Source organism: Rhodopseudomonas sp. WA056 (assembly GCF_010906995.1).
GTDB classification, from domain to species: Bacteria; Pseudomonadota; Alphaproteobacteria; order Rhizobiales; family Xanthobacteraceae; genus Rhodopseudomonas; species Rhodopseudomonas palustris_G.
The window spans coordinates 1-21,397 of record NZ_QPFS01000056.1 but is presented as its reverse complement, the minus strand read 5'-3'; the positions used below and the strand labels follow the sequence as shown (position 1 = coordinate 21,397).

Here is a 21,397-nt window from a genome sequence, read left to right as displayed (position 1 = left end):
CGGCGATCCATCTTTCAAGCGCGATGGATGCCCGGGTCACGCCCGGGCATGACTACATTGGGGAGTGGCTTCGCCATGTCGAACCTTCAAGACCTCCAATCCCAAATCCTCGCCGACATCGCCGCCGCCTCCGACGAGGCCGCGCTGGAAGCGGTCCGCGTCGGAGCGCTCGGCAAGAAGGGCTCGATCTCGGCGCTGCTCGCCACGCTCGGCAAGATGGACCCCGAGCAGCGCAAGACAGAAGGTGCGGCGATCAACCTTGCCAAGGACGCGGTGACGCAAGCGCTGGCCGCCCGCCGCGACGTGCTGAAGGCCGCCGCGCTCGACGCCAAGCTCGCGGCCGAAACGATCGACGTCACGCTGCCGATGCGTGAGCCGTCGGCCGAAGCCGGCCGGCTGCATCCGCTCAGTCAGGTCTGGGACGAACTCACCGCGATCTTCGCCGACATGGGCTTTGCGATCGCCGAAGGTCCGGACATCGAGACCGACGACTACAACTTCACCAAGCTGAATTTCCCCGAAGGTCATCCGGCCCGGGAGATGCACGACACCTTCTATTTCAACCCGAAGGAAGACGGCTCGCGCCTGTTGCTCCGTACCCACACCTCGCCGGTGCAGGTGCGGACCATGCTGAGCCAGAAGCCGCCGATCCGGGTGATCTGTCCCGGCCGCACCTATCGCAGTGACAGTGACCAGACCCACACGCCGATGTTCCATCAGGTCGAAGGCCTGGTGATCGACAAGGGCAGCCATCTCGGCCACCTGAAGTGGATCCTGCACGAGTTCTGCAAGGCGTTCTTCGAGGTCGACAACGTCAATATGCGGTTCCGGCCGTCGTTCTTCCCGTTCACCGAGCCGTCGCTGGAAGTCGACATCCAGTGCCGCCGCGGCAAGGACGAGATCCGGTTCGGCGAAGGCGAGGATTGGCTGGAGATTCTCGGCTGCGGCATGGTCCACCCCAACGTGCTGACCGCCTGCGGCCTCGATCCGGACGAGTATCAGGGCTTCGCCTGGGGCATGGGCATCGATCGCATCGCGATGTTGAAATACGGCATGAGCGACCTGCGGCAGTTGTTCGAAGCCGACGTGCGCTGGCTCAATCACTACGGCTTCAAGCCGCTCGACATCCCGACGCTGGCGGGGGGATTGAGTTCGTGAGTTGGACGTGCGCTGGCGCGGTGCTCGGCGCAAGTGCCCTCACCCCAGCCCTCTCCCGCAAGCGGGAGAGGGGGCAGGCCGCGACTACGGGCGCTCATTGCCTGAACGCGGGCGTCAGTAATTGAGATGATAAGTTTTTGAGATGATTGAAGCCCTCGCAACCCGGCACGGCGAACTCCCTCTCCCGCTTGCGGGAGAGGGTTGGGGTGAGGGCGACGCGGGTACGGAGATCGCCATGGACGATCCGAAGCAGGCGAGCTGGAACGTCTCCCCGAGCCAGCGCCGCCACGCGCGCGAGCTGCGCAAGAAATCCACCGATGCCGAGCGGTTGATGTGGGGCGAGCTGCGCGACAAGCGCCTCAACGGCTTCTCGTTCAAGCGCCAGGTGCCGATCGGGCCGTACATCGCCGACTTCGCTTGCCACGCGAAAAAACTGGTGGTCGAACTCGACGGTGATCAGCATTTTGCCGACGAGGCAGAACGGGCGGACGCGGCCCGCACGGCCGCGATCGAGGCGCGCGGGTTTCACGTGATCCGCTTCAGCAATCATGAAGTCATGACTAATCGAGCCGGGGTGTTGCAGAGCATTGCAGACGTGCTTGCGGCAAGAGCCCTCACCCCAACCCGCTCCCGCAAGCGGGAGAGGGGGCGCGCCGAGCGCGCGGCGAAGCCTCGCTCCGATGCGGGTGCCGCGAACAACCAAGGCGATGAGTAGATGCATTCGCACGGCCTCACCATTCGGCACGGCCTGCTCCCTCTCCCGCTTGCGGGAGAGGGGTGGGGTGAGGGCGACGCGGGCACCGTTTCGACGATTCAGCACGGCGCGTCGTTCCGCGCTGCCAGACGGAAGTAACAACCGATGAAGCTCACCCTCTCCTGGCTGAAAGATCATCTCGACACCGACGAGCCGCTCGAGAAGCTCGCCGATAAGCTCACCATGATCGGGCTCGAAGTCGAGGGCATCGAAGACAAGGCCAAGGCGCTGGCGCCGTTCACCATCGCCAAGGTGCTGACCGCCGAGAAACATCCCAACGCCGACAAGCTGCAGGTCTGCACCGTCGACGTCGGTGACGGGGCTGCGCCGGTGCAGGTGGTGTGCGGCGCGCCGAATGCGCGTGCCGGCCTCGTCACCGTGTTCTCGCCGCCCGGCACCTACATTCCGGGCAAGAACATCACGCTCGGCGTCGGCAATATTCGCGGCGTTGAAAGCCGTGGCATGCTGTGCTCGGCGGCCGAGCTGGAAATCTCCGAGGATCACGACGGCATCATCGAGCTGCCGGCCGATGCGCCGGTCGGAACGCCTTATGCCGCCTGGGCCGGGCTCGGCGATCCGGTGCTGGACATCAATCTCACGCCGAACCGGCAGGACTGCGCCGGCGTGCACGGCATCGCGCGCGATCTCGCCGCCGCCGACATGGGCAAGTTCAAGGATCCGGGCATCAAGCAGATCCCCGGCGAATTTCCATGCCCGGTCAATGTCACGGTCGAGGACAGCAAGCTGTGCCCCGGCTTCGCGCTGCGGCTGGTGAAGGGAGTCAAGAACGGCCCGTCGCCGGAATGGCTGCAGAAGCGCCTCGCCGCGATCGGACTGCGCCCGATCAACGCGCTGGTCGACATCACCAACTACCTGACATTCGATCGCTCGCGCCCGCTGCACGTGTTCGACGCCGCCAAGGTGAAGGGCAATCTGGTGGTGCGCCGCGCCAAAGATGGGGAGACGCTGCTGGCGCTCGACGGCCGCACCTACTCGCTGGATTCGTCGGTCTGCGTCATCGCCGACGATCACGGCGTCGAGTCGCTCGCCGGTATCATGGGCGGTGAGCTGTCAGGCTGCTCGGCCGACACCACCGATGTGCTGATCGAATCGGCTCTGTGGAACGAGATCAACATCGCGCAAAGCGGCCGCAAGCTCGGCATCAACACCGATGCGCGCTACCGCTTCGAGCGCGGCGTCGATCCGGCCTTCATGCTGCCGGGGCTCGAACTCGCCACTAAGCTGGTGATGGAGTTCTGTGGCGGCACGCCGTCCGAGGTCGTGGTGGTCGGCAATCCGTTCGCCGACGACAAGATTATCGACTTCCCGCTCGCCGAGGTGAAGCGGCTTGCCGGCATCGAAGTGCCGCTGGTCGAGGTTCGTCGCATCCTGACCCGTCTCGGCTTCGTGGTCGCCGGCCAGGGACCGGTGGTGAAGGTCGCAGTGCCTTCGTGGCGCAGCGACGTTCACGGCAAGGCGGACCTCGTCGAAGAAGTCGTTCGCATCGTGGGCGTCGAAAAGGTGCCGCTGACGCCGTTCGAGCGTGGCGATGCTCCGCGCAAGCCGGTGCTCACCCAGATCCAGAACCGCACCCGCCGCGCCAAGCGCGCGCTGGCGGCCCGCGGCCTGACCGAGGCGGTGACCTGGTCGTTCATTTCCAAGCCGTTCGCCGAAGCGTTCGGCGGCGGCCAGCCGGAACTGGCTCTGGCCAATCCGATCGCATCCGATCTGTCCGACATGCGGCCGAGTCTGTTGCCCGGGCTGATTGCTGCCGCGCAGGCCAACGCCGATCGTGGCTCGCCCGATCTGGCGCTGTTCGAGGTCGGGCAGGTGTTCAAGGGCGACCGGCCGCAGGACCAGTTTATGGCCGCCAGCGGTGTCCGCCGCGGCGTCGCCTCTTCCGCAGGCATTGGCCGGCATTGGTCGGGCTCGGCGCAGGCGACCGCGCTGGACGCCAAGGCCGATGCGTTCGCGGTGCTGGCTGCGGCCGGCGCACCGATGGCGGGTCTGCAGATCGCGACGGGCAAGCTGCCGGCCTGGCTGCATCCGGGCCGCTCCGGCGCGATCCAGATCGGGCCGCAGAACGTGCTTGGTTACTTCGGCGAATTGCATCCGCGGGTGCTCGAACAGCTCGGTGCCGACGGTCCGCTGGTGGCGTTCGAAGTGATGCTGGAGAAGATCCCCGATCCGAAGCAGCGGCCGACCCGCGCCAAGCCGGCGCTGGAATTGTCCGCGTTCCACCCGGTGTCGCGCGACTTCGCCTTCATTGTCGATCGTAAGGTCGGGGTGGCCGACATCGTCCGTGCCGCGCAGGGCGTCGACAAGAAGCTGATCACATCGGTCAGCGTGTTCGACGTCTATGAGGGCAAGGGCATCGACCCCGACAAGAAGTCGGTGGCGATCGCCGTGACGTTGCAGCCGCGCGACAAGACCATGACCGATCAGGAGATCGAGGCGGTCGCGGCCAAGATCGTGGCGGAAGTCACCAAGAAGACCGGCGGCAGCCTGCGCGGCTGAGGCCGCTCAGCGCCACCACGACGGCGTGCCGCTCGCGGTGGCGGGCGGGCGCTGCTCGCGCTGACGCTGCGGTTCGCGCCGCGGCTTCTGTTTGCGTGCGGGCTTCTCCGGCGCGGGCTCCTTGACGGCGCCGATCTTTTTCAGCGCAGCGTCTGCGGCGCGCTCGCCGGATTCCCAGGCGCCCTGCACCGTGCCGAACAGCGTTTCGTGGGTCGCTTCACCGGCAAAGAACAGATTGCCGAGCGGCTCGCCCAGCACCTTGCGCGACGGCTGGCCGCCGGGCTCCGCCGCCGACATCGCGCCCATCACGTAAGGCATCTCGTTCCAGCGCGTCACCGCCTTGCGTTCGACGACGCCGGCGATGTCGCTGCCGAACAGCTTGCCGAGCCATTCGATCGCGAAATCCTGCATCGCGGCTTCGCCCTGCGCGGCGAGCTGGCGCCCGAACGAGCCGGCGACGTCGACGGTGCACAGCGAGGTGCCGCCGATATTGCCCACCAGCGTCGCGGTGCGGATGTCGTCTGCGCGTTCGATGATGGTCTCGTCGCGTGACAGTCCGAGCGGGTTACCTTTGAATTGCAGCGCGACGCGATCGGTGCTGCCGAGGCTCAGGCGAGCGGCGGCGTCGAGCTGTCGTTTCGGCAGTTCGGGGGAGAACGCCAGATTGCCCGAGGTCAGCACATTGGTCGACGCGGTGACGATGATGGCGCGCGCGCCGATCCGGCCGGCTGTGGTTTCGACCGCGAGGTCGCGCCCGCTCCACACGATTCGTTTGACCGGCGTCGACAGCGCAATCGGCAGTGAGGATGCGAGCTGAGTCAGCAGGCTGCCGACGCCCTGCGGGCAGCCGAGCAGAGCGGTGCGGTCCAGCGTCCGCGCGGTGTCCATCGCCGACAGCGCGCGCAGGTCCTTACTGGTTGTCGCGGGGCCCAGCACATATTCGATCGTCGCCGCCCAATCGCCGAGATCTTTCGGTAGCGCCGCGGCGCAGGAGATGTCGGTCTTGCCGCGCGACGCCTCGCTGATGGCGCGGCTGGCACGGACGAAGGCCGCGAGAAAATCCTCGGTCTCGCGCGAGCGGGCGTTGCGGCGACCGATCCTGACCTTCTGGCCGGGGGCGACCGGCGTCACCGCGAAGCCGGAGCTGCGCGCCAGCCGGACCAGCGGGTTACCGTCGGGATTGTGCAGCCAGCGCGCGCCGCGGTCGAACGGCGCTGCGAAGCTTGTGGTATCGGTCACGCAGCGACCGCCGATCTCCGAGGCGGCCTCGACCACGATCACCTTGCGGCCGGCCGCCACGAGCCGCCGTGCCGCCGCGATCCCGGCGGCGCCGGCGCCGACCACAACGACCTCCGCCTCGCGCGGCAGAGCGGCGTTCGCCCGCCCCCCCAACACGGGCAGCAATGCGAGGCCGGCAGTGGCGCCGAGCAGCCCCTCGAGCAGGCTGCGTCGCGAAATCGTCATGGCATGGTTTCCGAAAACTTGGCGGCAGAGGGGACGATCGACCTGCGCGGCTTCCGGTGGTCGGCGTGGCGAATGTCCCGAGGGGCGACGGCAAGGCATCTCGCGACTGTGATCAATGTGTTGAACTCCGTCGCGTTTTGCGTCGTCCGTCGACTGGTTTGGCGGTGCCGCAGGGCCGGCCGACCCGGTCAGCTTGCCGGAATCGTTTCCGGCCGGCAACCGTTCGTGGTGAACGATGCGTAACCGTGCGGGGAACCAAGTGAACCAAACTGCAACGGCTTTTCTCGACGATCAGCGACGAACGCGATGTGACGATGTCGCAACAATGATCCTGCAGGAACGTAGCAATGGGTGTGGTGCTCGAGACGATCGGCAAGCTGATCGCCAGCTACTTGCAGAAGGAAGAGCCGGGCTACGAGCCGTTCACCCCGAGCGATCCCGACCATCTGCGCAGCATCATGCAGCCCGGCGACGTTCTGCTGGTCGAGGGCAACAGCCGGATCGCCGGCATCATCAAGTATCTGACGCAATCGACCTGGTCGCACGCTGCGGTCTATGTCGGGCCGATCGACGGCGTCGCGGAGCCGGATGGCGAGCCGCATGTCCTGGTCGAGGCCAATATCGGCGAGGGCGTCAGTTCGTCGCCGCTGTCGCGCCATCTGGCCTATCACACCCGGGTGTGCCGCCCGGTCGGCCTGTCCTATGAGGACCGTCACACGGTGTGCCGCTACGCCATCAATCGGATCGGCTTCGGCTACGACACCAAGAACATCCTCGACCTGATGCGCTATCTGGTGCCGCTGCCTCTGCCGCAGCGCTGGCGCCGCCGGATGATCGCGCTCGGCTCCGGCGACCCGACCAAGATCATCTGTTCGGCCCTGATCGCCCAGGCATTCGAGGCGGTGCGCTATCCGATCCTGCCGAAGATCACCAGGGCGGGCAGCCGGGCGGCCCGCCGCGAGATCCTGCACATCCGGCATTCGTCGCTGTACATGCCGCGCGACTTCGACATCTCGCCGTATTTCGAGGTGGTGAAGCCGACCATCGTCAACGGCTTCGACTACACGGCGCTGCATTGGGCCGACAAACCGAAACCGGCCGCGGACAATGACGGTCATTTCGCGCCGCCGTTGGATGATACCGAAGCGGCGCCGTCGCTGACGCCGCAAATCGCCGAGGCTGAGGCGGATTTCGATCTCGCCGGCTCGCCGAAGCTCGCTGCAGGGGGCTGAACATCGGCCTTGCGATCAGCGGCCGTCGCACCAGCCATTGCGATGCCCCCCTCCATAGGTGCGAGCGTAGCCGCCGTCGAGCAGCGCGCTCGACACATTGGCGGTGCGTTTGGTGGCGACGTTCGCCACGACACGGCCCTGATATTTGTCGGGTCCGATGTTGTAGATCGTGACCTCGCCCTCGGCGAGCAGCCGGCGAAGCGCCTCGGCGGCGGCCGTGGCCATTCTGGCTTCCTGAGCGCACTGCGCCTTCAGCTCCGGTGCATCAATGCCGCGCAGCCGCACGCGTGTCCGCAGCGCTTGCCCCGGCCACAGAAATACCCGCGCATCGAAGGTGTCGCCGTCGATCGTATACAGCACCTCGACCGGATGCCGGACGGTCGGATTGCCGGCCCGCCGCCACACCGTCTCGCTGTCGTTGTCGACAGCCTCTGATTCCGGGGCCTTCGACCAGGGCAGATGCAGCCAATGCCGAGCCGGCAGCATCGTACCGGCCGCGACCCCAAGCACGAATATCCACGGCCACAGCCGGCTACGCCAGGGCAACCGCGAAATCCGAACCGGATTCGTTCTCGGATATCGGGACATATGCCTACGACAATCTGAGTCGGGAGGATCCGCCGGAACCGGCTGCAGTCATCGATTGCGTATCGTCCAGCGTCTTGCGGGCCTCAGAAATCCGATGCGATGCCTTTGACTTCCCAGTCGCCGTAGCGGGTGGGCTCGGGACCCTTCGGACCCTGGACTTCCTTGGCGCGCGCTTCGGCGTAGCGGGCGGCCTCGACGCGGCGGGCTTCGGCTTCGGCGAGGGCGCGCTTGGCCGCTTCGGGGAGATCCTTACGCGGCGGGGCGGCATCCGTCGGGGCGGACTTCGGATCGGGTTGTGTCATCGGCTGACGCCTTTCTTCATCGCGCAGGGCGCAGGCCACCGTCGTCGCAAGGCGCGGGGGCGATTCTTACATTTGGCATATTCGACTGCCATCCACGGCAGACCAGCGCGCGGCCTCGCGCGGCGTCTCTCCTCCTGCTGTGATACCCTCAATCCATGCCTGCTCCAAGATTCGCCCAAGCTTCCGAGGTGCCCGGCCTCGCTGCGCGCCGCATTGCCGCGGACATTCTTGACGGCGTGCTGCAGAAGCGCCGCATGCTCGACGACCAGCTCGAAGGCCCGGCTGCGCATCCGGGCCTGAAGACGCTGTCGGATCGCGACCGTGCACTGATGCGCCGGCTGGTCGCCACGATCCTGCGCCGGCTCGGAACGCTGGAAGGTCTGCTGGCCAGGTTGCTCGACCGCGGTGTGCCGACCGATGCGCCGCGCGCCAAGAGCGCTCTTTTGATCGGCGCGGCGCAAATCCTCTGGATGGACGTGCCGGATCATGCTGCCGTCGATCTGTCGGTGCGGCTGGTGCAATCCGACCGTCGCGCCGCCAAGTATGCCGGTCTCGTCAACGCCGTGCTGCGCCGCTGCGCGCGCGAAGCCCAGCCGTTGGTCGAGGAACTGGCGGCCGGCACGCCCGACGTGCCGCAATGGCTGCTGGCGCGCTGGAGCGCGCACTATGGCGCAGAAACCGCGCGGGCGATCGCGCAGGCGATCAGCCACGAGCCGTCGCTCGACCTGACGGTTAAATCCGAAGCTGCGCATTGGGCCGCGCGGCTCCACGGCGAGGTGCTGCCGACCGGCACCGTGCGCACGCTGCTGCAGGGGTCGGTGCGGATGCTGCCGGGCTTTGATGAAGGCCAGTGGTGGGTGCAGGACGCAGCCGCGGCACTGCCGGCAAGGCTGTTCGGGGATATCACCGGCAAGAGCGTCGCCGACCTTTGTGCCGCGCCCGGCGGCAAGACGGCGCAGCTCGCTGCCGCCGGTGCCCGGGTCACCGCGATCGATCGCTCGCCGGCACGAGTCGCGCGGCTGCGCGAAAATCTGGCGCGGCTGTCGCTCGAGGTCGAAACCGGCGTCGCCGATGCGGCCGAATGGCGGGGCGATGCGACCGCCGAGTTCGACGCGGTGCTGATCGACGCGCCGTGCGCCTCGACCGGCACGATCCGGCGGCATCCCGACGTTGCTTGGCTGAAGCAGGAGAGCGACATCGGCGCGCTCGCCGCGGTTCAGAATCGGCTGTTGAAGAAGGCGGCGTCGCTGCTGCGGCCCGGCGGTACGCTGGTTTATTGCACCTGTTCGCTCGAGCCGGAGGAGGGCGAACAGGCGATCGCCGCGCTGCTCGCCGCCGAGCCGTCGATGCGGCGGCAGCCGATCGATCCGGCCGAAGTCGCAGGCCTCACCGAAATCGTCACCGCAGACGGCGCGTTGCGCACCCTGCCGTGCCACCTGCCGCACAGTGATCCGCGGCTTGCGGGGCTCGACGGCTTCTATGCCGCGCGGCTGATGAAGTCGTTGTAATTATTGAAAATTATCTGGCTGTCGAGCGTGGCGCAGCAGCGCCCGTCCACATTCGCCTATCGCCAGGGTGTGTGAAGCCCAATTCCAGATTAAAAGGATTCGCAACGAATTTTCGTTAACTTGAGGTTGCTTTGGTTCAGAACGATCTTTCGTCTCCGCTGCGCGCATGTCTGCAGAGCCGTTTCAGTCGAAGCTGTACCGGACTGGACGTTTGTCCGACGTCTTGCGCGATCTGACGTCGGCCGTCCGCAGAGGGCAGCAACGTGATGCGTACCAACGATCCGGGGTTTTAGCGCAGGTGTCGGCCGCGCCCCGCAGACGGATTTCGACCCTGGTCATGGGCCGCTTCGCGCGGACCGTGATGGCGCGCGCCTCCAGCGGCTCGGTGGCGTTGACCCGGTTGTGGCCAGGCCGCACCGACCGTCTGATCATCGCGCCGCACGATCTGCGCACCGCGGATGCAACTCGCGCCGCCGAAATCTATGCCGGCCGCTTCGTGTTCGCCGGCAAGATCGTCACCTGCCACGGCCGCTCGATCTTCGATCTCGAACCGCCTTCCGACGACTGGGAAGCCGCGCTGCTCGGCTTCGGCTGGCTGCGCCACCTGCGCGCCGCCGACACCGCGATCACCCGCGCCAACGCCCGCTCGCTGGTCGACGACTGGCTCAGCAACATGTCGCGCACCGGCCCGGTGGGCCGGCGGCCGGACGTGCTGGCGCGGCGGGTGATCTCGCTGCTGTCCCAGGCGCCGCTGGTGCTGTCCGACACCGACGGCAAGTTCTATCGCCGTTACCTGCGCGGCCTGACCCGCGAAATCCGCGCGTTGCGCTACGCACTGCTCGACGTGCAGGACGGCGTGCCGCGGCTGCAGGTGCTGATCGCGCTGTGCTACGCGTCGCTGTGCCTCGCCAACCAGGCGCGGCAGATCCGCGGAGCCACCAAGAAGCTGTCGGACGAGCTGCAGCGTCAGGTCCTGCCGGACGGCGGCCACATCTCGCGCAATCCGGGGGCGCTGATCGAATTGTTGATCGACCTTTTGCCGCTGCGCCAGACCTTTGCGGCCCGCAACATCGCGCCGCCGCCGGCGCTGCTGAACGCGATCGACCGGATGATGCCGATGCTGCGGTTCTTCCGCCATGGCGACGGCAATTTCGCGCTGTTCAACGGCATGAGCGCGACGCCGTCCGATCTCTTGGCGACGCTGCTCGCCTATGACGACAGCCAGGGCACGCCGCTCGCCAGCATGCCGCATTCCGGCTACCAGCGGATCGACGCCGGCACCACGCTGGTGATCGCCGATGCCGGCACGCCGCCGCCCGCCAATGTCAGCCAGGAGGCGCATGCCGGCTGTCTGTCGTTCGAACTGTCGTCGGGCAATTGCCGGATCGTGATCAACAGCGGCATGCCGACCACCAATCGCGAGAGCTGGCGCGGTTTTGCCCGCTCCACGGTGGCGCACTCCACCGTCACCTGCCACGATACCTCGTCGTGCAGCTTCGTCGAGCGCTCGGCGATGAAGCGCTTCCTGCACGGCGCGCCGGTGGTCGGCGGGCCGCGTCAGGTCGAGAACCGCCGCGAAGAAGTTGCCGGCGGCGTGCTGCTGACGACGTCGCACGACGGCTACCGCGACAAGTTCGGCGTGCTGCATCGGCGGGTCTTGATGGTGAAGCACGACGGCAGCCGGGTCGACGGCGAGGACAGCCTCACTCCCGTGCAGGGCGGCCGCCACCGCGCTGCGCAGGCCGATTACGCCGTGCGCTTCCACCTGCACCCGCTGGTCAAGGCCAGCCGTTTGCACGATGCCCGCGGCGTGATGCTGGTGCTGCCCAATCGCGAAGTCTGGACCTTCGAAGCGGCCGACGACAAAGTCGATCTCGAAGAGAGCGTGTTCCTGGCCGGCAATGACGGGCCGCGGCGCTCGACCCAGATCGTGATCCGGCAGAATTCGATCGAGGCGCCGAACGTGCGCTGGAGCCTGATCCGCTCCAATGCCTCGCCGCAGACCACCAGCGCCCGCCGTGCCGCCCGCCGCGAGCCGGAACTGCCGCTCTGAAGCGTCTTTCCGACGATGAGGGACAGCGGTTCGCCGACAAAACCCGCCAAATCCGCAATTCTGAGCGACCTTGGTCGCCGTTGTGGCGGCCGGCGAAAACTGCTACCGAACCCACGCCTCGCGCGACTGGCGACGTTAGGATGGAGCACCATCGGGAAGCGCGGGACGTATCTGCCGCGCGCCTGGGCATAGCTTTCCTTCCAACAGAAGATCGTGCCCCATGACCCAGAATCCCCGTCGCGTCACCCGTGCCCTGTTGTCCGTCTCCGATAAGACCGGGCTGATTGATTTCGCCCGTGCGCTCGCCAGCCACGGCGTCGAGCTGGTTTCGACCGGCGGCACCGCCAAGGCGATCGCCGCGGCCGGTCTCCCTGTCAAGGACGTCTCCGACCTCACCGGCTTTCCCGAGATGATGGATGGCCGCGTCAAGACGCTGCATCCGAAGGTGCATGGCGGCCTGCTGGCGATCCGCGACAATGCCGAGCACAAGAACGCGATGGCCGAGCATGGTATCGCGCAGATCGACCTGCTCGTCGTCAACCTGTATCCGTTCGAGGCGACCGTCGATAAGGGCGCATCCTACGAAGACTGCATCGAGAACATCGACATCGGCGGTCCGGCGATGATCCGCGCTGCGGCCAAGAACCACGACGACGTCGCCGTGGTGGTCGAAGCCAGCGATTATCAGCCGGTGCTCGACGAGCTCGCGGCCAACAATGGCGCGACCACGCTCACCCTCCGCCGCCGCCTCGCCGCCAAGGCCTATGCGCGCACCGCGGCTTACGACGCGGCGATCTCCAACTGGTTCGCGCTGCAGCTCAAAACCGATGCGCCGGACTTCCGCGCCATCGGCGGCCGGCTGATCCAGTCGCTGCGCTACGGCGAAAACCCGCATCAGACCGCAGCGTTCTACGCCACCCCGGAGAAGCGTCCAGGCGTTGCCACCGCACGCCAGGTGCAGGGCAAGGAGCTGTCCTACAACAACATCAACGACACCGACGCCGCCTATGAGTGCGTCGGCGAGTTCGATGCCAAGCGCGCCGCGGCCTGCGTCATCGTCAAGCACGCCAACCCCTGCGGCGTCGCCGAAGGCGCGAGCCTGCTCGATGCCTATCGCAAGGCGCTGGCTTGCGATTCGGTGTCGGCGTTCGGCGGCATCGTGGCGCTCAACCGCACCCTCGATGCGGAAGCCGCGCGCGCCATCACCGAGATCTTCACCGAAGTGATCATCGCGCCCGACGCCACCGACGAAGCGATCGCGATCGTCGCGGCGAAGAAGAATCTGCGGCTACTGCTGGCGGGCGCGCTGCCCGATCCGCGCACCAACGGCCTGACCTACAAGACCGTCGCCGGCGGCCTCTTGGTGCAGAGCCGCGACAACGCGGTGGTCGATGACATGGCGCTGAAGGTCGTCACCAAGCGGCAGCCGACCGAAGCCGAGCTACGCGACCTGAAGTTCGCGTTCCGCGTCGGCAAGCACGTCAAGTCCAACACCATCATCTACGCCAAGGACCTCGCCACCGTCGGCATCGGTGCCGGTCAGATGAGCCGCGTCGACTCCGCCCGCATCGCCGCCCGCAAGGCGCAGGATGCAGCGGCCGAACTGAAGCTCGCAGCGCCGATGACCAAGGGTTCGGTCGTCGCCTCGGATGCGTTCTTCCCGTTCGCCGACGGCATGCTGGCCTGCATCGAAGCCGGCGCCACTGCGGTGATCCAGCCCGGCGGCTCGGTCCGCGACGACGAAGTGATCAAGGCCGCCGACGAGGCCGGCATCGCCATGGTGTTCACCGGGACCCGGCACTTCCGGCACTAAGGCGCTCCGACGGCTTTCTGTCTCACTTGGTTGCTCCCGAACTCCGTCATGGCCGGGCTTGTCCCGGCCATCCACGCCTTTTCTGAGTTTCAGTCAGCAAGGCGTGGATGCCCGGCACAAGGCCGGGCATGACGTGGGGAAGCGAAAGTGCCCGCTTCTGAAGATCGCAGTTCTGGATAGCTGCACGAACGATTGCCATCCAGCTCAGCGATCAAGCCGCAGCACCTTCTCGCTGAGCGGCACGGAGCGTAGTTCGCCGGCTTTCGACCGCAGCGGCCAGATCGTGCAGCACCGTTTCGGTTGTCGCCCAGTCGATGCAGCCGTCGGTGATGCTCTGGCCGTAGTGCAGCGGCCGGCCCGGTACCACGTCCTGCCGACCGGCCACCAGATTGCTCTCGATCATCACGCCGATGATGCGGTTCTCGCCCGACGCCAACTGACGTCCGATATCGGCCGTGACCTTCGGCTGGTTGTCCGGCTGCTTGCTGCTGTTGGCGTGGCTGGCGTCGATCATCAGTTGCGGCGCCAGACCGATCTTGCCGAGCACCGTCGCTGCGGCTTCCACATTTGCGGCGTCGTAGTTCGGCGTGACGCCGCCGCGCAGGATGACGTGGCAGTCGCTGTTACCAGTGGTGGCCGCGATCGCGTTGCGCCCGCCCTTGGTCACCGCCATGAAATGATGCGGCTGCGCCGCGGACTTCACCGCCTCCGCCGCAATCCGGACGTTGCCGTCGGTACCGTTCTTGAAGCCGATCGGGCAGGATAGGCCCGAAGCGAGTTCGCGGTGGATCTGGCTCTCGGTGGTGCGTGCGCCGATCGCGCCCCAGGCGACGAGATCCGCAATGTATTGTGGCGTGATCAGGTCGAGGAACTCGGTGGCGGCCGGCAGCCCGAGATTGTTGACGGCCGACAGCACTTCACGCGCCAGCCGCAGCCCCTTGTCGATCCGGAAGCTGCCGTCGAGGTCGGGGTCGTTGATCAGGCCTTTCCAACCGACGGTCGTGCGCGGCTTTTCGAAATACACCCGCATCACGATCTCGATCCGGTCGGCCAGGGTCTCGCGCAGCGCCGCCAGACGGCTGGCATAGTCCATGGCCGCGGCCGGATCGTGAATCGAACACGGGCCGACGACGACGAGCAGCCGGTCGTCGGCCCCGGTCAGGATGGCGTGAATCGCGCTGCGGCTCGCCGCGACGGTGCGTGTCGCGGTCAGTGTGCGCGGAATCTCGCCCATCACTTCGGCGGGCGTACTCAGTTCGGTGATTTTCTGAAGGCGAAGGTCGTCTGTGGTGGTCAACACGGCAGTTTGCTCCTGTTCAGGAGACCTGCCGGCTGAAACAAAAAAGCCGCCAGGTCTGGCGGCTTGTCGGATTTAATGCAGCAATCTTCAGATCGCGCGAAATCCTCCCGCCGCCAGCGAGCTGCTAAAGTAAAAGTACCAATACGAGGCGGTCAGGTGGATCATGCCCGCTCATATAGACCAGGTCGGTGCGTTTGTCCACGCACCGGCACGATCACTCCGCCGAGCGCCGAACCTGGGTCAGCAGCGCCAATCCGGCGATGAAGAACAGCACCAGCACGGCCATGCCGGCTTTCTGGCTGCTGGCTAGCGCCGTGACGGTGGCGATCAGCAGCGGGCCGATGAACGACGTCACTTTGCCGGTGAGGGCGAACAGGCCGAAATACTGCGCGATCCGGTCCCGCGGGGCGATCCTGATCAGCAGCGTCCGTGATGCGGCCTGCAGCGGTCCGCCGGCGATGCCGATCAGGCAGCCGAGCAGCAGGTAGGCGCGTTCGGCAGGTGAGGCGAACAGCGCCGCGCCCGGTTGCGGCGGCTTTACTTCGATCAGCAAGACATGGCTGGGATCGACCAGCAGGATGCCGGCGATCGCGATCAGGAGCAGAACCAGCGAGCCGGTGATCACCCGCTTGGACCCGAACGCATCGTCGAGGCGGCCGCCGATGAAAGCGCCGATGGTGGCGGCGATCGCCAGGATCACCCCGAAGGTGCCGATCTGGATCGTGCTCCAGCCGAAGGTGCCGGTGGCGTAGATGCCGCCGAACGCGAAAAGCGACACCAGCCCGTCGGTGTAGATCATGTTGGCGAGCAGAAAGATCGCGAGCGAACGACGACGCGGCAGGTCGCGCAGCGTTTCGGCGAGTTCGTGCAGGCCCTCGCGGATCGCGGCGCGTGGCGCCAGCTTAGCGGGGAAGTCCGGTGTCAGCAGAAACATCGGCAGCACGAACAATACGAACCACACCCCGGTGAGCGGGCCGCTGATGCGGTCGCCCTCGTGCAGCGTCGGATCGAGTCCGAACCACGGCGCAAGGCCGAGCAGGGTCTTTCCGGTCTCCGGGCTGGCGGCCAGAAAGCCGAGCACCAGGACGAGCGACAGGATGCCGCCGACATAGCCGGTCGCCCAGCCGGTCCCTGACAGGCGGCCGATCTTCTCCGGCGGCACCAGGTTGGGCATCATCGCGTTGTTGAACACGGTGGCGAATTCAACACCGATGGTGGCGATCGCGTAGGCGATCAGCAGCGGCAGAATCGTATGTGGTTCGCCCGGCTTGCCGAACCACATTAGCATCGATCCGATCACAAGCATTCCGCCGAACAGCGCGATCCACGGCTTGCGCCGGCCGCTGGCATCCGCAATCGCGCCGAGCACAGGAGACGCCAGGGCGATGACGAATCCGCTCGCGGCGGTGGCGAAGCCCCACAGCGATTGGCCGGTCGCCGGATCGGGCGCCACGTAGGTGGCGAAATAAGGCGCGAAAATGAAGGTGGTGATCAGCGTGAAGTACGGCTGCGCCGCCCAGTCGAACAGGATCCAGCCGATGACGGCGCCCTGCGACGGATAGCGGATCGGTTCACGAGTTTGCGCGATGCCTTCCGCACGCGATGACGACATCTTGTTCCTTCCGCGGGCCGGACCGCGTTTTGCCTCGCGGCTTCGATTGCCTATAGGATTCGTCCGGCGCGTGGCAGCCTGCGCCGCAGAAATCGGAGTCGCTCGATGATCACACTGCGCGTCCCGCAACGCATTTTGATGACGCTGGCCGTGCTGGTGCTGGTGGTGAGCCCGCTTGCCGCGCCAGCGCAGGATATGCGCAGCGGCATGGCGCGCGGGCCGGCCCAAGCGGTGATCGCCAAACACGGCATGGTGGTGGCGCAGGAACGGCTTGCCGCTGAAATCGGCGCCAGCTTCCTGGCCCGCGGTGGCAACGCGATCGATGCCGCGGTGGCGACCGGATTTGCCATGGCGGTGACCTATCCGCGCGCCGGCAATCTCGGCGGCGGCGGCTTCATGGTGATCCATTCCGCGGCAAAGAATGAAGACCTGGCGATCGATTATCGCGAGACCGCCCCCCAGGCCGCCACACAGGACATGTTTCTGACGGACGGCAAACCCGACCCGGACAAATCGCGCAAATCCGCGCTCGGCATCGGCGTGCCCGGCACGGTGGCCGGGTTGGCGCTGGCACTGGACAAATACGGCTCCGGCAAGTTCAAGCTCGCGGACGTGATCGCGCCGGCGATCGCGCTGGCACGGGACGGCATCGAGGTTGCCGACGACACCGCCGATACGCTGCCGGATTGGCACCGCTGGCTGTCGCGCTGGCCCTCGACCCAGAAGGTGTTTGCCCGTCCCGACGGCTCGCCGCTGCAGGCGGGCGACAGGCTGGTGCAGCTCGATCTGGCCGCCACGCTCGAAGCCATTGCCCAGCAGGGGCCGGATGGATTCTATCGCGGGCCGGTCGCCGAGAAGCTGTCGCGCGGCATTCGCGACGCTGGCGGGCTGATCACGCCCGAGGATCTCGCCGGCTATCAGCCGATGCTGCGCACGCCGCTGCGTGGCAGCTATCGCGGCTACGATATCGTGGCGATGCCGCAGCCGTCGTCCGGCGGCGTGGTGCTGATCGAGAGCCTGAACATCCTCGAAGGCTACGCGATGCGTGATCGCGGGCAGGGCACGGCGCCGTCGCTGCATCTGCTGATCGAGGCGATGAAGCGCGCCTATGCGGATCGCGCCCGCTATCTCGGCGATCCCGCGTTCACCGAGGCGCCGGTCGCAAAGCTGCTGTCGAAGGATTACGCGACGAGCCTGCGGGCCGGGATTGATCCGCAGCGCGCGACGTCGGTGGATCAGCCGCTGCCGCAGCCGCGCGAGGGCGACAATACCACGCATTTCTCGGTCGCCGATGCCGATGGCAATGCGGTCAGCAACACCTACACGCTGAACTTCTCTTATGGGGTGGGGCTGGTGGCGGATGGCACCGGCGTGCTGCTCAACAACCAACTCGATGATTTCACTGCTGCACCCGGTGCTTCGAACGCCTATGGCCTGGTCGGCTTCGCCGCCAATCTGCCGGCGCCCGGCAAACGGCCTTTGTCATCGATGTCGCCGACGATTCTGCTGAAGGACGGCAAGCCGGTACTGGTGACCGGCTCGCCCGGTGGCAGCCGCATCATCTCGGCAGTGCTGCAGGTGATCGTCGATGTCATCGATTACCGGATGAATGTCGCCGACGCCGTGGCGGCGCCGCGGCTACATCATCAGTGGCTGCCGGATGAGGTCCGGGTCGAGCACGGATTTCCGGACGCAACGCTGGAAGTACTCCGCGCCATGGGTCACCGCGTCGTCACGCCGCTCGGCCAGACTTCGGCGAACTCGATTTGGATCGACGCCGACGGCTTCCATGGCGCCGCCGATCCAAGAACCCGCGGCGCCACGGCGGCGGGGAATTGATCTGGCAACTCATCGACTTTGAAGCATGAGCTTTTCCGAAGATGATGGATGCGCGGACCTTCGCCGCGCCGAAGGGGCTTCGGCCCCGCAGGCGGGGCAAGCCCGCGCATGACGTCCAGCAGGCGCAACCTCTGGCCGCAAGCGGACCCGGCTGGCGCCTGCTAGCCTTCCGGTGACTTCGATTTTCGGAGAACCGGCGCTACTCTCGCGGGAGACCGGTCCGGTTTGCACGAGGAGGGAGGACGTCAGATGGCATCACTGCAGGGCAAGACGCTGTTCATCACCGGGGCGAGCCGCGGCATCGGGCTCGCCATCGCGCTGCGGGCGGCGCGGGACGGCGCCAATGTGGCGATCGCCGCCAAGACCACCGAGCCGCATCCGAAGCTGAAGGGCACGATCTACACCGCCGCCGAAGAGATCGTCGCGGCCGGCGGCAAGGCGCTGCCGCTGGTCTGTGACATCCGCGATGAAGCGCAGGTGATCGACGCGATCGGCAAGACGGTGGCCGAATTCGGCGGCATCGACATCTGCGTCAACAACGCCAGCGCGATCAGCCTGACCAACTCGCAGGCGACCGAGATGAAGCGCTACGACCTGATGATGGGGATCAACACCCGCGGCACCTTCATGGTGTCGAAATATTGCATCCCCCACCTGAAGAAGGCCGCCAATCCGCATATCCTGATGCTGTCGCCGCCGCTCGACATGAAGGCGAAGTGGTTCGCGGCGTCGACCGCCTACACCATGGCGAAGTTCGGCATGAGCATGGTGGCGCTCGGCCTGTCGGGCGAACTGAAGCACGCCGGCGTCGCAGTGAATGCGCTGTGGCCGCGCACCACGATTGCCACGGCGGCGGTCGGCAATCTGCTCGGCGGCGATGCGATGATCCGCGCCAGCCGCACGCCGGAGATCATGGGCGACGCCGCCCACGCGATCCTGACCAAGCCGTCGCGCGAATTCACCGGCCAGTTCTGCATCGACGACAGCGTGCTGTACGAGTCCGGCGTGCGCGACTTCGAGCCGTATCGGGTCGATCCGAGCGTACCGCTGATGTCGGATTTCTTCGTGCCCGACGACAGCGTCCCGCCGCCCGGCGTCACCGTCACGCCGCTGCCGATGGGGTAGGCAGTGAGCGTCAACGTCGTCACTGCGAGGAGGCGAAGCCGACGAAGCTATGCAGGAGCGCCGAGCATAGAGCTGGATTGCGTCGCTTCGCTCGCAATGACGAGGCCTGACGGCTCTTGCTACTACGCTTTCCCGATCTCGTAAGGCCCGCCTTTTTCCAGCGCGCGATTGTAGGCGGGGCGGGCGTGGATGCGCTCCAGCCAGGCCAGCGCCTTCGGGTAGCGCTGGTCGAGACCGCCGCGTGAGGCGGCGGCTTCCAGCGGGAAGCTCATCTGGATGTCGGCGGCGGTGAACTCGTCGCCGGCGAAATAGGCAGCCTTGCCGAGTTCGCTCTCCCAATAGTCCATGTGCAGCTTGAGCTGCGGATCGACGAAACCTGTCAGCGCGCCGGACGCCACCATCTTCACCAATGGGCGTACCAGCGCCGGGGCACGCTTGGGCATCATCGAGAACAGCAGCTTCAGCAGTAGCGGCGGCATCGCCGAGCCCTCGGCGTAATGCAGCCAATAGGTGTAGCGCAGCCGCTCCGGGGTGTTCGGCGGCGGGATCAGCCGGCCGTCCCCGTAGGTGCCCACGATGTATTCGATGATGGCGCCGGACTCGGCGACGGTGTTGCCGTTGTCGGTGATCACCGGCGACTTGCCGAGCGGATGGACGGCGCGCAGCTCCTTGGGGGCCATCATGTCCGGCTGCCGTTGATAGCGCTTGATCTCGTAAGGGGTGCCGAGCTCCTCCAGGAGCCACAGCACACGTTGCGAGCGAGAATTGTTGAGATGATGGACGGTCAGCATGTCGCGAAGATCCCGGGTGTCTGTCAGTGATTGAAGCGGCACCAGCCGTGAGAACGCGCCCCGCCTTAGCAGAGTTTCCGCGGCGCGGGACATCACAGTTCCGAAGGTCGCGAACCTCGCTTCCGACCCGGTTGATCGGTCGCGGCAGACGCGCTACGGTCTTCGTAGAATGACGATAATCATATAAGGCGACCCTGCCGCTGCCGGAGGAAACCATGACCCAGCCCGCCCCGCAATTCCTGTTCGACTTCGGCAGTCCCAACGCCTTCCTGGCCCACGAGGCGATCCCGGCGATCGAGCGGCGGATCGGCGTCAAGTTCGACTACGTGCCGGTTCTGCTCGGCGGCATCTTCAAGGCCACCAACAACAAGTCCCCGGCGGAAACGCTGGCCGGCATCAAGAACAAGCGCGAATTCCACGCGCTCGAAACCGAGCGCTTCCTGAAGCGCTACGCGGTCAAGCCGTATGTCTGGAATCCGCATTTTCCAGTCAACACCCTCAACCTGATGCGGGCGGCGGTCGCGGCGCAGCTCGACGGCGTGTTCGACAAATATGTCGAAGCCGCGTTTCACCATATGTGGGTCGAGCCCAAGAAGATGGACGATCTCGAAGTCGCCGCGGCGGCGCTGTCGTCGTCGGGGCTCGACGGCAAGGCGCTGCTGACCCGTGCGCAGGAGCCGGATGTGAAGGCGAAGCTGATCGCCAACACCGAAGACGCCGTCCAGCGCGGCGCGTTCGGTTCGCCGACCTTCTTCGTCGGTAAGGAGATGTTCTTCGGCAAGGAACAGCTCCGCGACGTCGAAGAGATGTACGGCTAGCTTCAATCGATCTCTCCCGTCATTGCGAGGAGCGAAGCGACGACGCAATCCAGTCGCTCCGTGCTGAGAACGTGGATTGCTTCGCTTCGCTCGCAATGACGAGCTTGAGGGAGACGCCCGTGCAGCCACGCAACGCAACCGTCGCGGTGATCGGAGCCGGCGATTACATCGGTGCGGAGATCGCCAAGAAGTTCGCCGCCGAGGGCTTCACCGTGTTCGCCGGCCGTCGCAACGGCGACAAGCTGGCGCCGCTGGTGGCGGAGATCGAGGCCGCCGGCGGCAAGATCGTCGCGCGGTCGCTGGATGCCCGCAAAGAGGACGAGGTGACGGCGTTCCTGAACGACGCCGACGCCCACGCGCCGCTGGAGGTGACGATCTTCAATGTCGGCGCCAACGTCAATTTCCCGATCCTGGACACCACCGATCGGGTGTTCCGCAAGGTCTGGGAGATGGCGTGCTGGGCCGGCTTCGTGTCGGGACGGGAGTCGGCGCGGCTGATGCTGGCGCGGGGCCAGGGCAAGAT

The 21,397-nt window shown here is 66.4% G+C and carries 17 protein-coding genes and 1 riboswitch; of the genes, 11 read left to right on the top strand and 6 right to left on the bottom strand.

What is annotated here, in order from left to right; translation table 11 throughout:
* Positions 1–75: 75 nt before the first annotated feature.
* The 3 genes from pheS (at position 76) to pheT (ending at position 4,429) form a co-directional block, all read left to right on the top strand.
* Entirely contained in the window at positions 76–1,158 is a 1,083-nt protein-coding gene (gene pheS / locus DU475_RS12885; RefSeq protein WP_013499885.1) for a phenylalanine--tRNA ligase subunit alpha, read from the top strand.
* 235 nt (positions 1,159–1,393) lie between these two features.
* The gene (locus DU475_RS12880) at positions 1,394–1,873 is read left to right on the top strand and encodes an endonuclease domain-containing protein (protein WP_164632358.1); all 480 of its coding nucleotides are present in this window, start codon (positions 1,394–1,396) and stop codon (positions 1,871–1,873) included.
* 144 nt (positions 1,874–2,017) lie between these two features.
* Complete coding sequence (gene pheT, locus DU475_RS12875; RefSeq protein ID WP_164632357.1) at positions 2,018–4,429, top strand: phenylalanine--tRNA ligase subunit beta; 2,412 nt, start codon at positions 2,018–2,020, stop codon at positions 4,427–4,429.
* Positions 4,430–4,435: 6 nt separating this feature from the next.
* Here pheT and DU475_RS12870 read toward each other — a convergent pair whose 3' ends face one another.
* The gene (locus DU475_RS12870; protein ID WP_164632356.1) at positions 4,436–5,893 is read right to left on the bottom strand and encodes a flavin monoamine oxidase family protein; all 1,458 of its coding nucleotides are present in this window, start codon (positions 5,891–5,893) and stop codon (positions 4,436–4,438) included.
* Between the two features lie 347 nt (positions 5,894–6,240).
* Between DU475_RS12870 and DU475_RS12865 the strand changes: the two genes are divergently transcribed.
* Entirely contained in the window at positions 6,241–7,125 is an 885-nt protein-coding gene (locus DU475_RS12865; protein ID WP_013499881.1) for a YiiX/YebB-like N1pC/P60 family cysteine hydrolase, read from the top strand.
* 15 nt (positions 7,126–7,140) lie between these two features.
* On the opposite strand, the gene DU475_RS12860 is transcribed toward DU475_RS12865, so the two are convergent.
* On the bottom strand, positions 7,141–7,713 hold the full coding sequence (locus DU475_RS12860) for a thermonuclease family protein (protein WP_142884072.1): 573 nt from the start codon (positions 7,711–7,713) through the stop codon (positions 7,141–7,143).
* An 83-nt stretch (positions 7,714–7,796) separates the two neighbouring features.
* A complete protein-coding gene (locus tag DU475_RS12855; protein WP_164632355.1) occupies positions 7,797–8,015 on the bottom strand; it encodes a DUF1674 domain-containing protein in 219 nt (72 codons plus the stop codon).
* 155 nt (positions 8,016–8,170) lie between these two features.
* Between DU475_RS12855 and DU475_RS12850 the strand changes: the two genes are divergently transcribed.
* The 3 genes from DU475_RS12850 to purH all read left to right on the top strand — a co-directional run bounded on the left by DU475_RS12850 (position 8,171) and on the right by purH (position 13,389).
* The gene (locus DU475_RS12850) at positions 8,171–9,523 is read left to right on the top strand and encodes an RsmB/NOP family class I SAM-dependent RNA methyltransferase (RefSeq protein ID WP_047307885.1); all 1,353 of its coding nucleotides are present in this window, start codon (positions 8,171–8,173) and stop codon (positions 9,521–9,523) included.
* A 337-nt stretch (positions 9,524–9,860) separates the two neighbouring features.
* Positions 9,861–11,576, top strand: a complete 1,716-nt coding sequence (locus DU475_RS12845; RefSeq protein ID WP_013499877.1) for a heparinase II/III family protein — start codon at positions 9,861–9,863, stop codon at positions 11,574–11,576.
* Between the two features lie 112 nt (positions 11,577–11,688).
* Positions 11,689–11,771: riboswitch (ZMP/ZTP riboswitch) on the top strand.
* 25 nt (positions 11,772–11,796) lie between these two features.
* Entirely contained in the window at positions 11,797–13,389 is a 1,593-nt protein-coding gene (gene purH, locus DU475_RS12840) for a bifunctional phosphoribosylaminoimidazolecarboxamide formyltransferase/IMP cyclohydrolase (RefSeq protein WP_164632354.1), read from the top strand.
* 211 nt (positions 13,390–13,600) lie between these two features.
* On the opposite strand, the gene DU475_RS12835 is transcribed toward purH, so the two are convergent.
* The gene (locus tag DU475_RS12835) at positions 13,601–14,689 is read right to left on the bottom strand and encodes a 3-deoxy-7-phosphoheptulonate synthase (protein WP_164632353.1); all 1,089 of its coding nucleotides are present in this window, start codon (positions 14,687–14,689) and stop codon (positions 13,601–13,603) included.
* Between the two features lie 214 nt (positions 14,690–14,903).
* The gene (locus DU475_RS12830) at positions 14,904–16,301 is read right to left on the bottom strand and encodes an MFS transporter (protein ID WP_013499874.1); all 1,398 of its coding nucleotides are present in this window, start codon (positions 16,299–16,301) and stop codon (positions 14,904–14,906) included.
* 105 nt (positions 16,302–16,406) lie between these two features.
* Between DU475_RS12830 and ggt the strand changes: the two genes are divergently transcribed.
* Both ggt and DU475_RS12820 read left to right on the top strand, forming a co-directional pair.
* Positions 16,407–18,140 (top strand): gamma-glutamyltransferase, encoded by a 1,734-nt coding sequence (gene ggt, locus DU475_RS12825; RefSeq protein WP_047307881.1) that lies wholly within the window; start codon positions 16,407–16,409, stop codon positions 18,138–18,140.
* A 249-nt stretch (positions 18,141–18,389) separates the two neighbouring features.
* Positions 18,390–19,265 carry an SDR family oxidoreductase gene (locus DU475_RS12820; RefSeq protein ID WP_013499872.1) on the top strand — a complete coding sequence of 292 codons (876 nt, stop codon included), beginning with the start codon at positions 18,390–18,392 and terminating at the stop codon, positions 19,263–19,265.
* A 122-nt stretch (positions 19,266–19,387) separates the two neighbouring features.
* On the opposite strand, the gene DU475_RS12815 is transcribed toward DU475_RS12820, so the two are convergent.
* Positions 19,388–20,056: a glutathione S-transferase gene (locus tag DU475_RS12815; protein WP_013499871.1), complete on the bottom strand. Its 669-nt coding sequence runs from the start codon at positions 20,054–20,056 to the stop codon at positions 19,388–19,390.
* Between the two features lie 215 nt (positions 20,057–20,271).
* Between DU475_RS12815 and DU475_RS12810 the strand changes: the two genes are divergently transcribed.
* Together DU475_RS12810 and DU475_RS12805 are read left to right on the top strand one after the other, a co-directional pair.
* Complete coding sequence (locus DU475_RS12810) at positions 20,272–20,874, top strand: 2-hydroxychromene-2-carboxylate isomerase (protein ID WP_013499870.1); 603 nt, start codon at positions 20,272–20,274, stop codon at positions 20,872–20,874.
* Positions 20,875–20,993: 119 nt separating this feature from the next.
* Positions 20,994–21,397: SDR family NAD(P)-dependent oxidoreductase (locus tag DU475_RS12805; RefSeq protein ID WP_164632352.1), on the top strand; the 404-nt coding region annotated here is incomplete at its 3' end.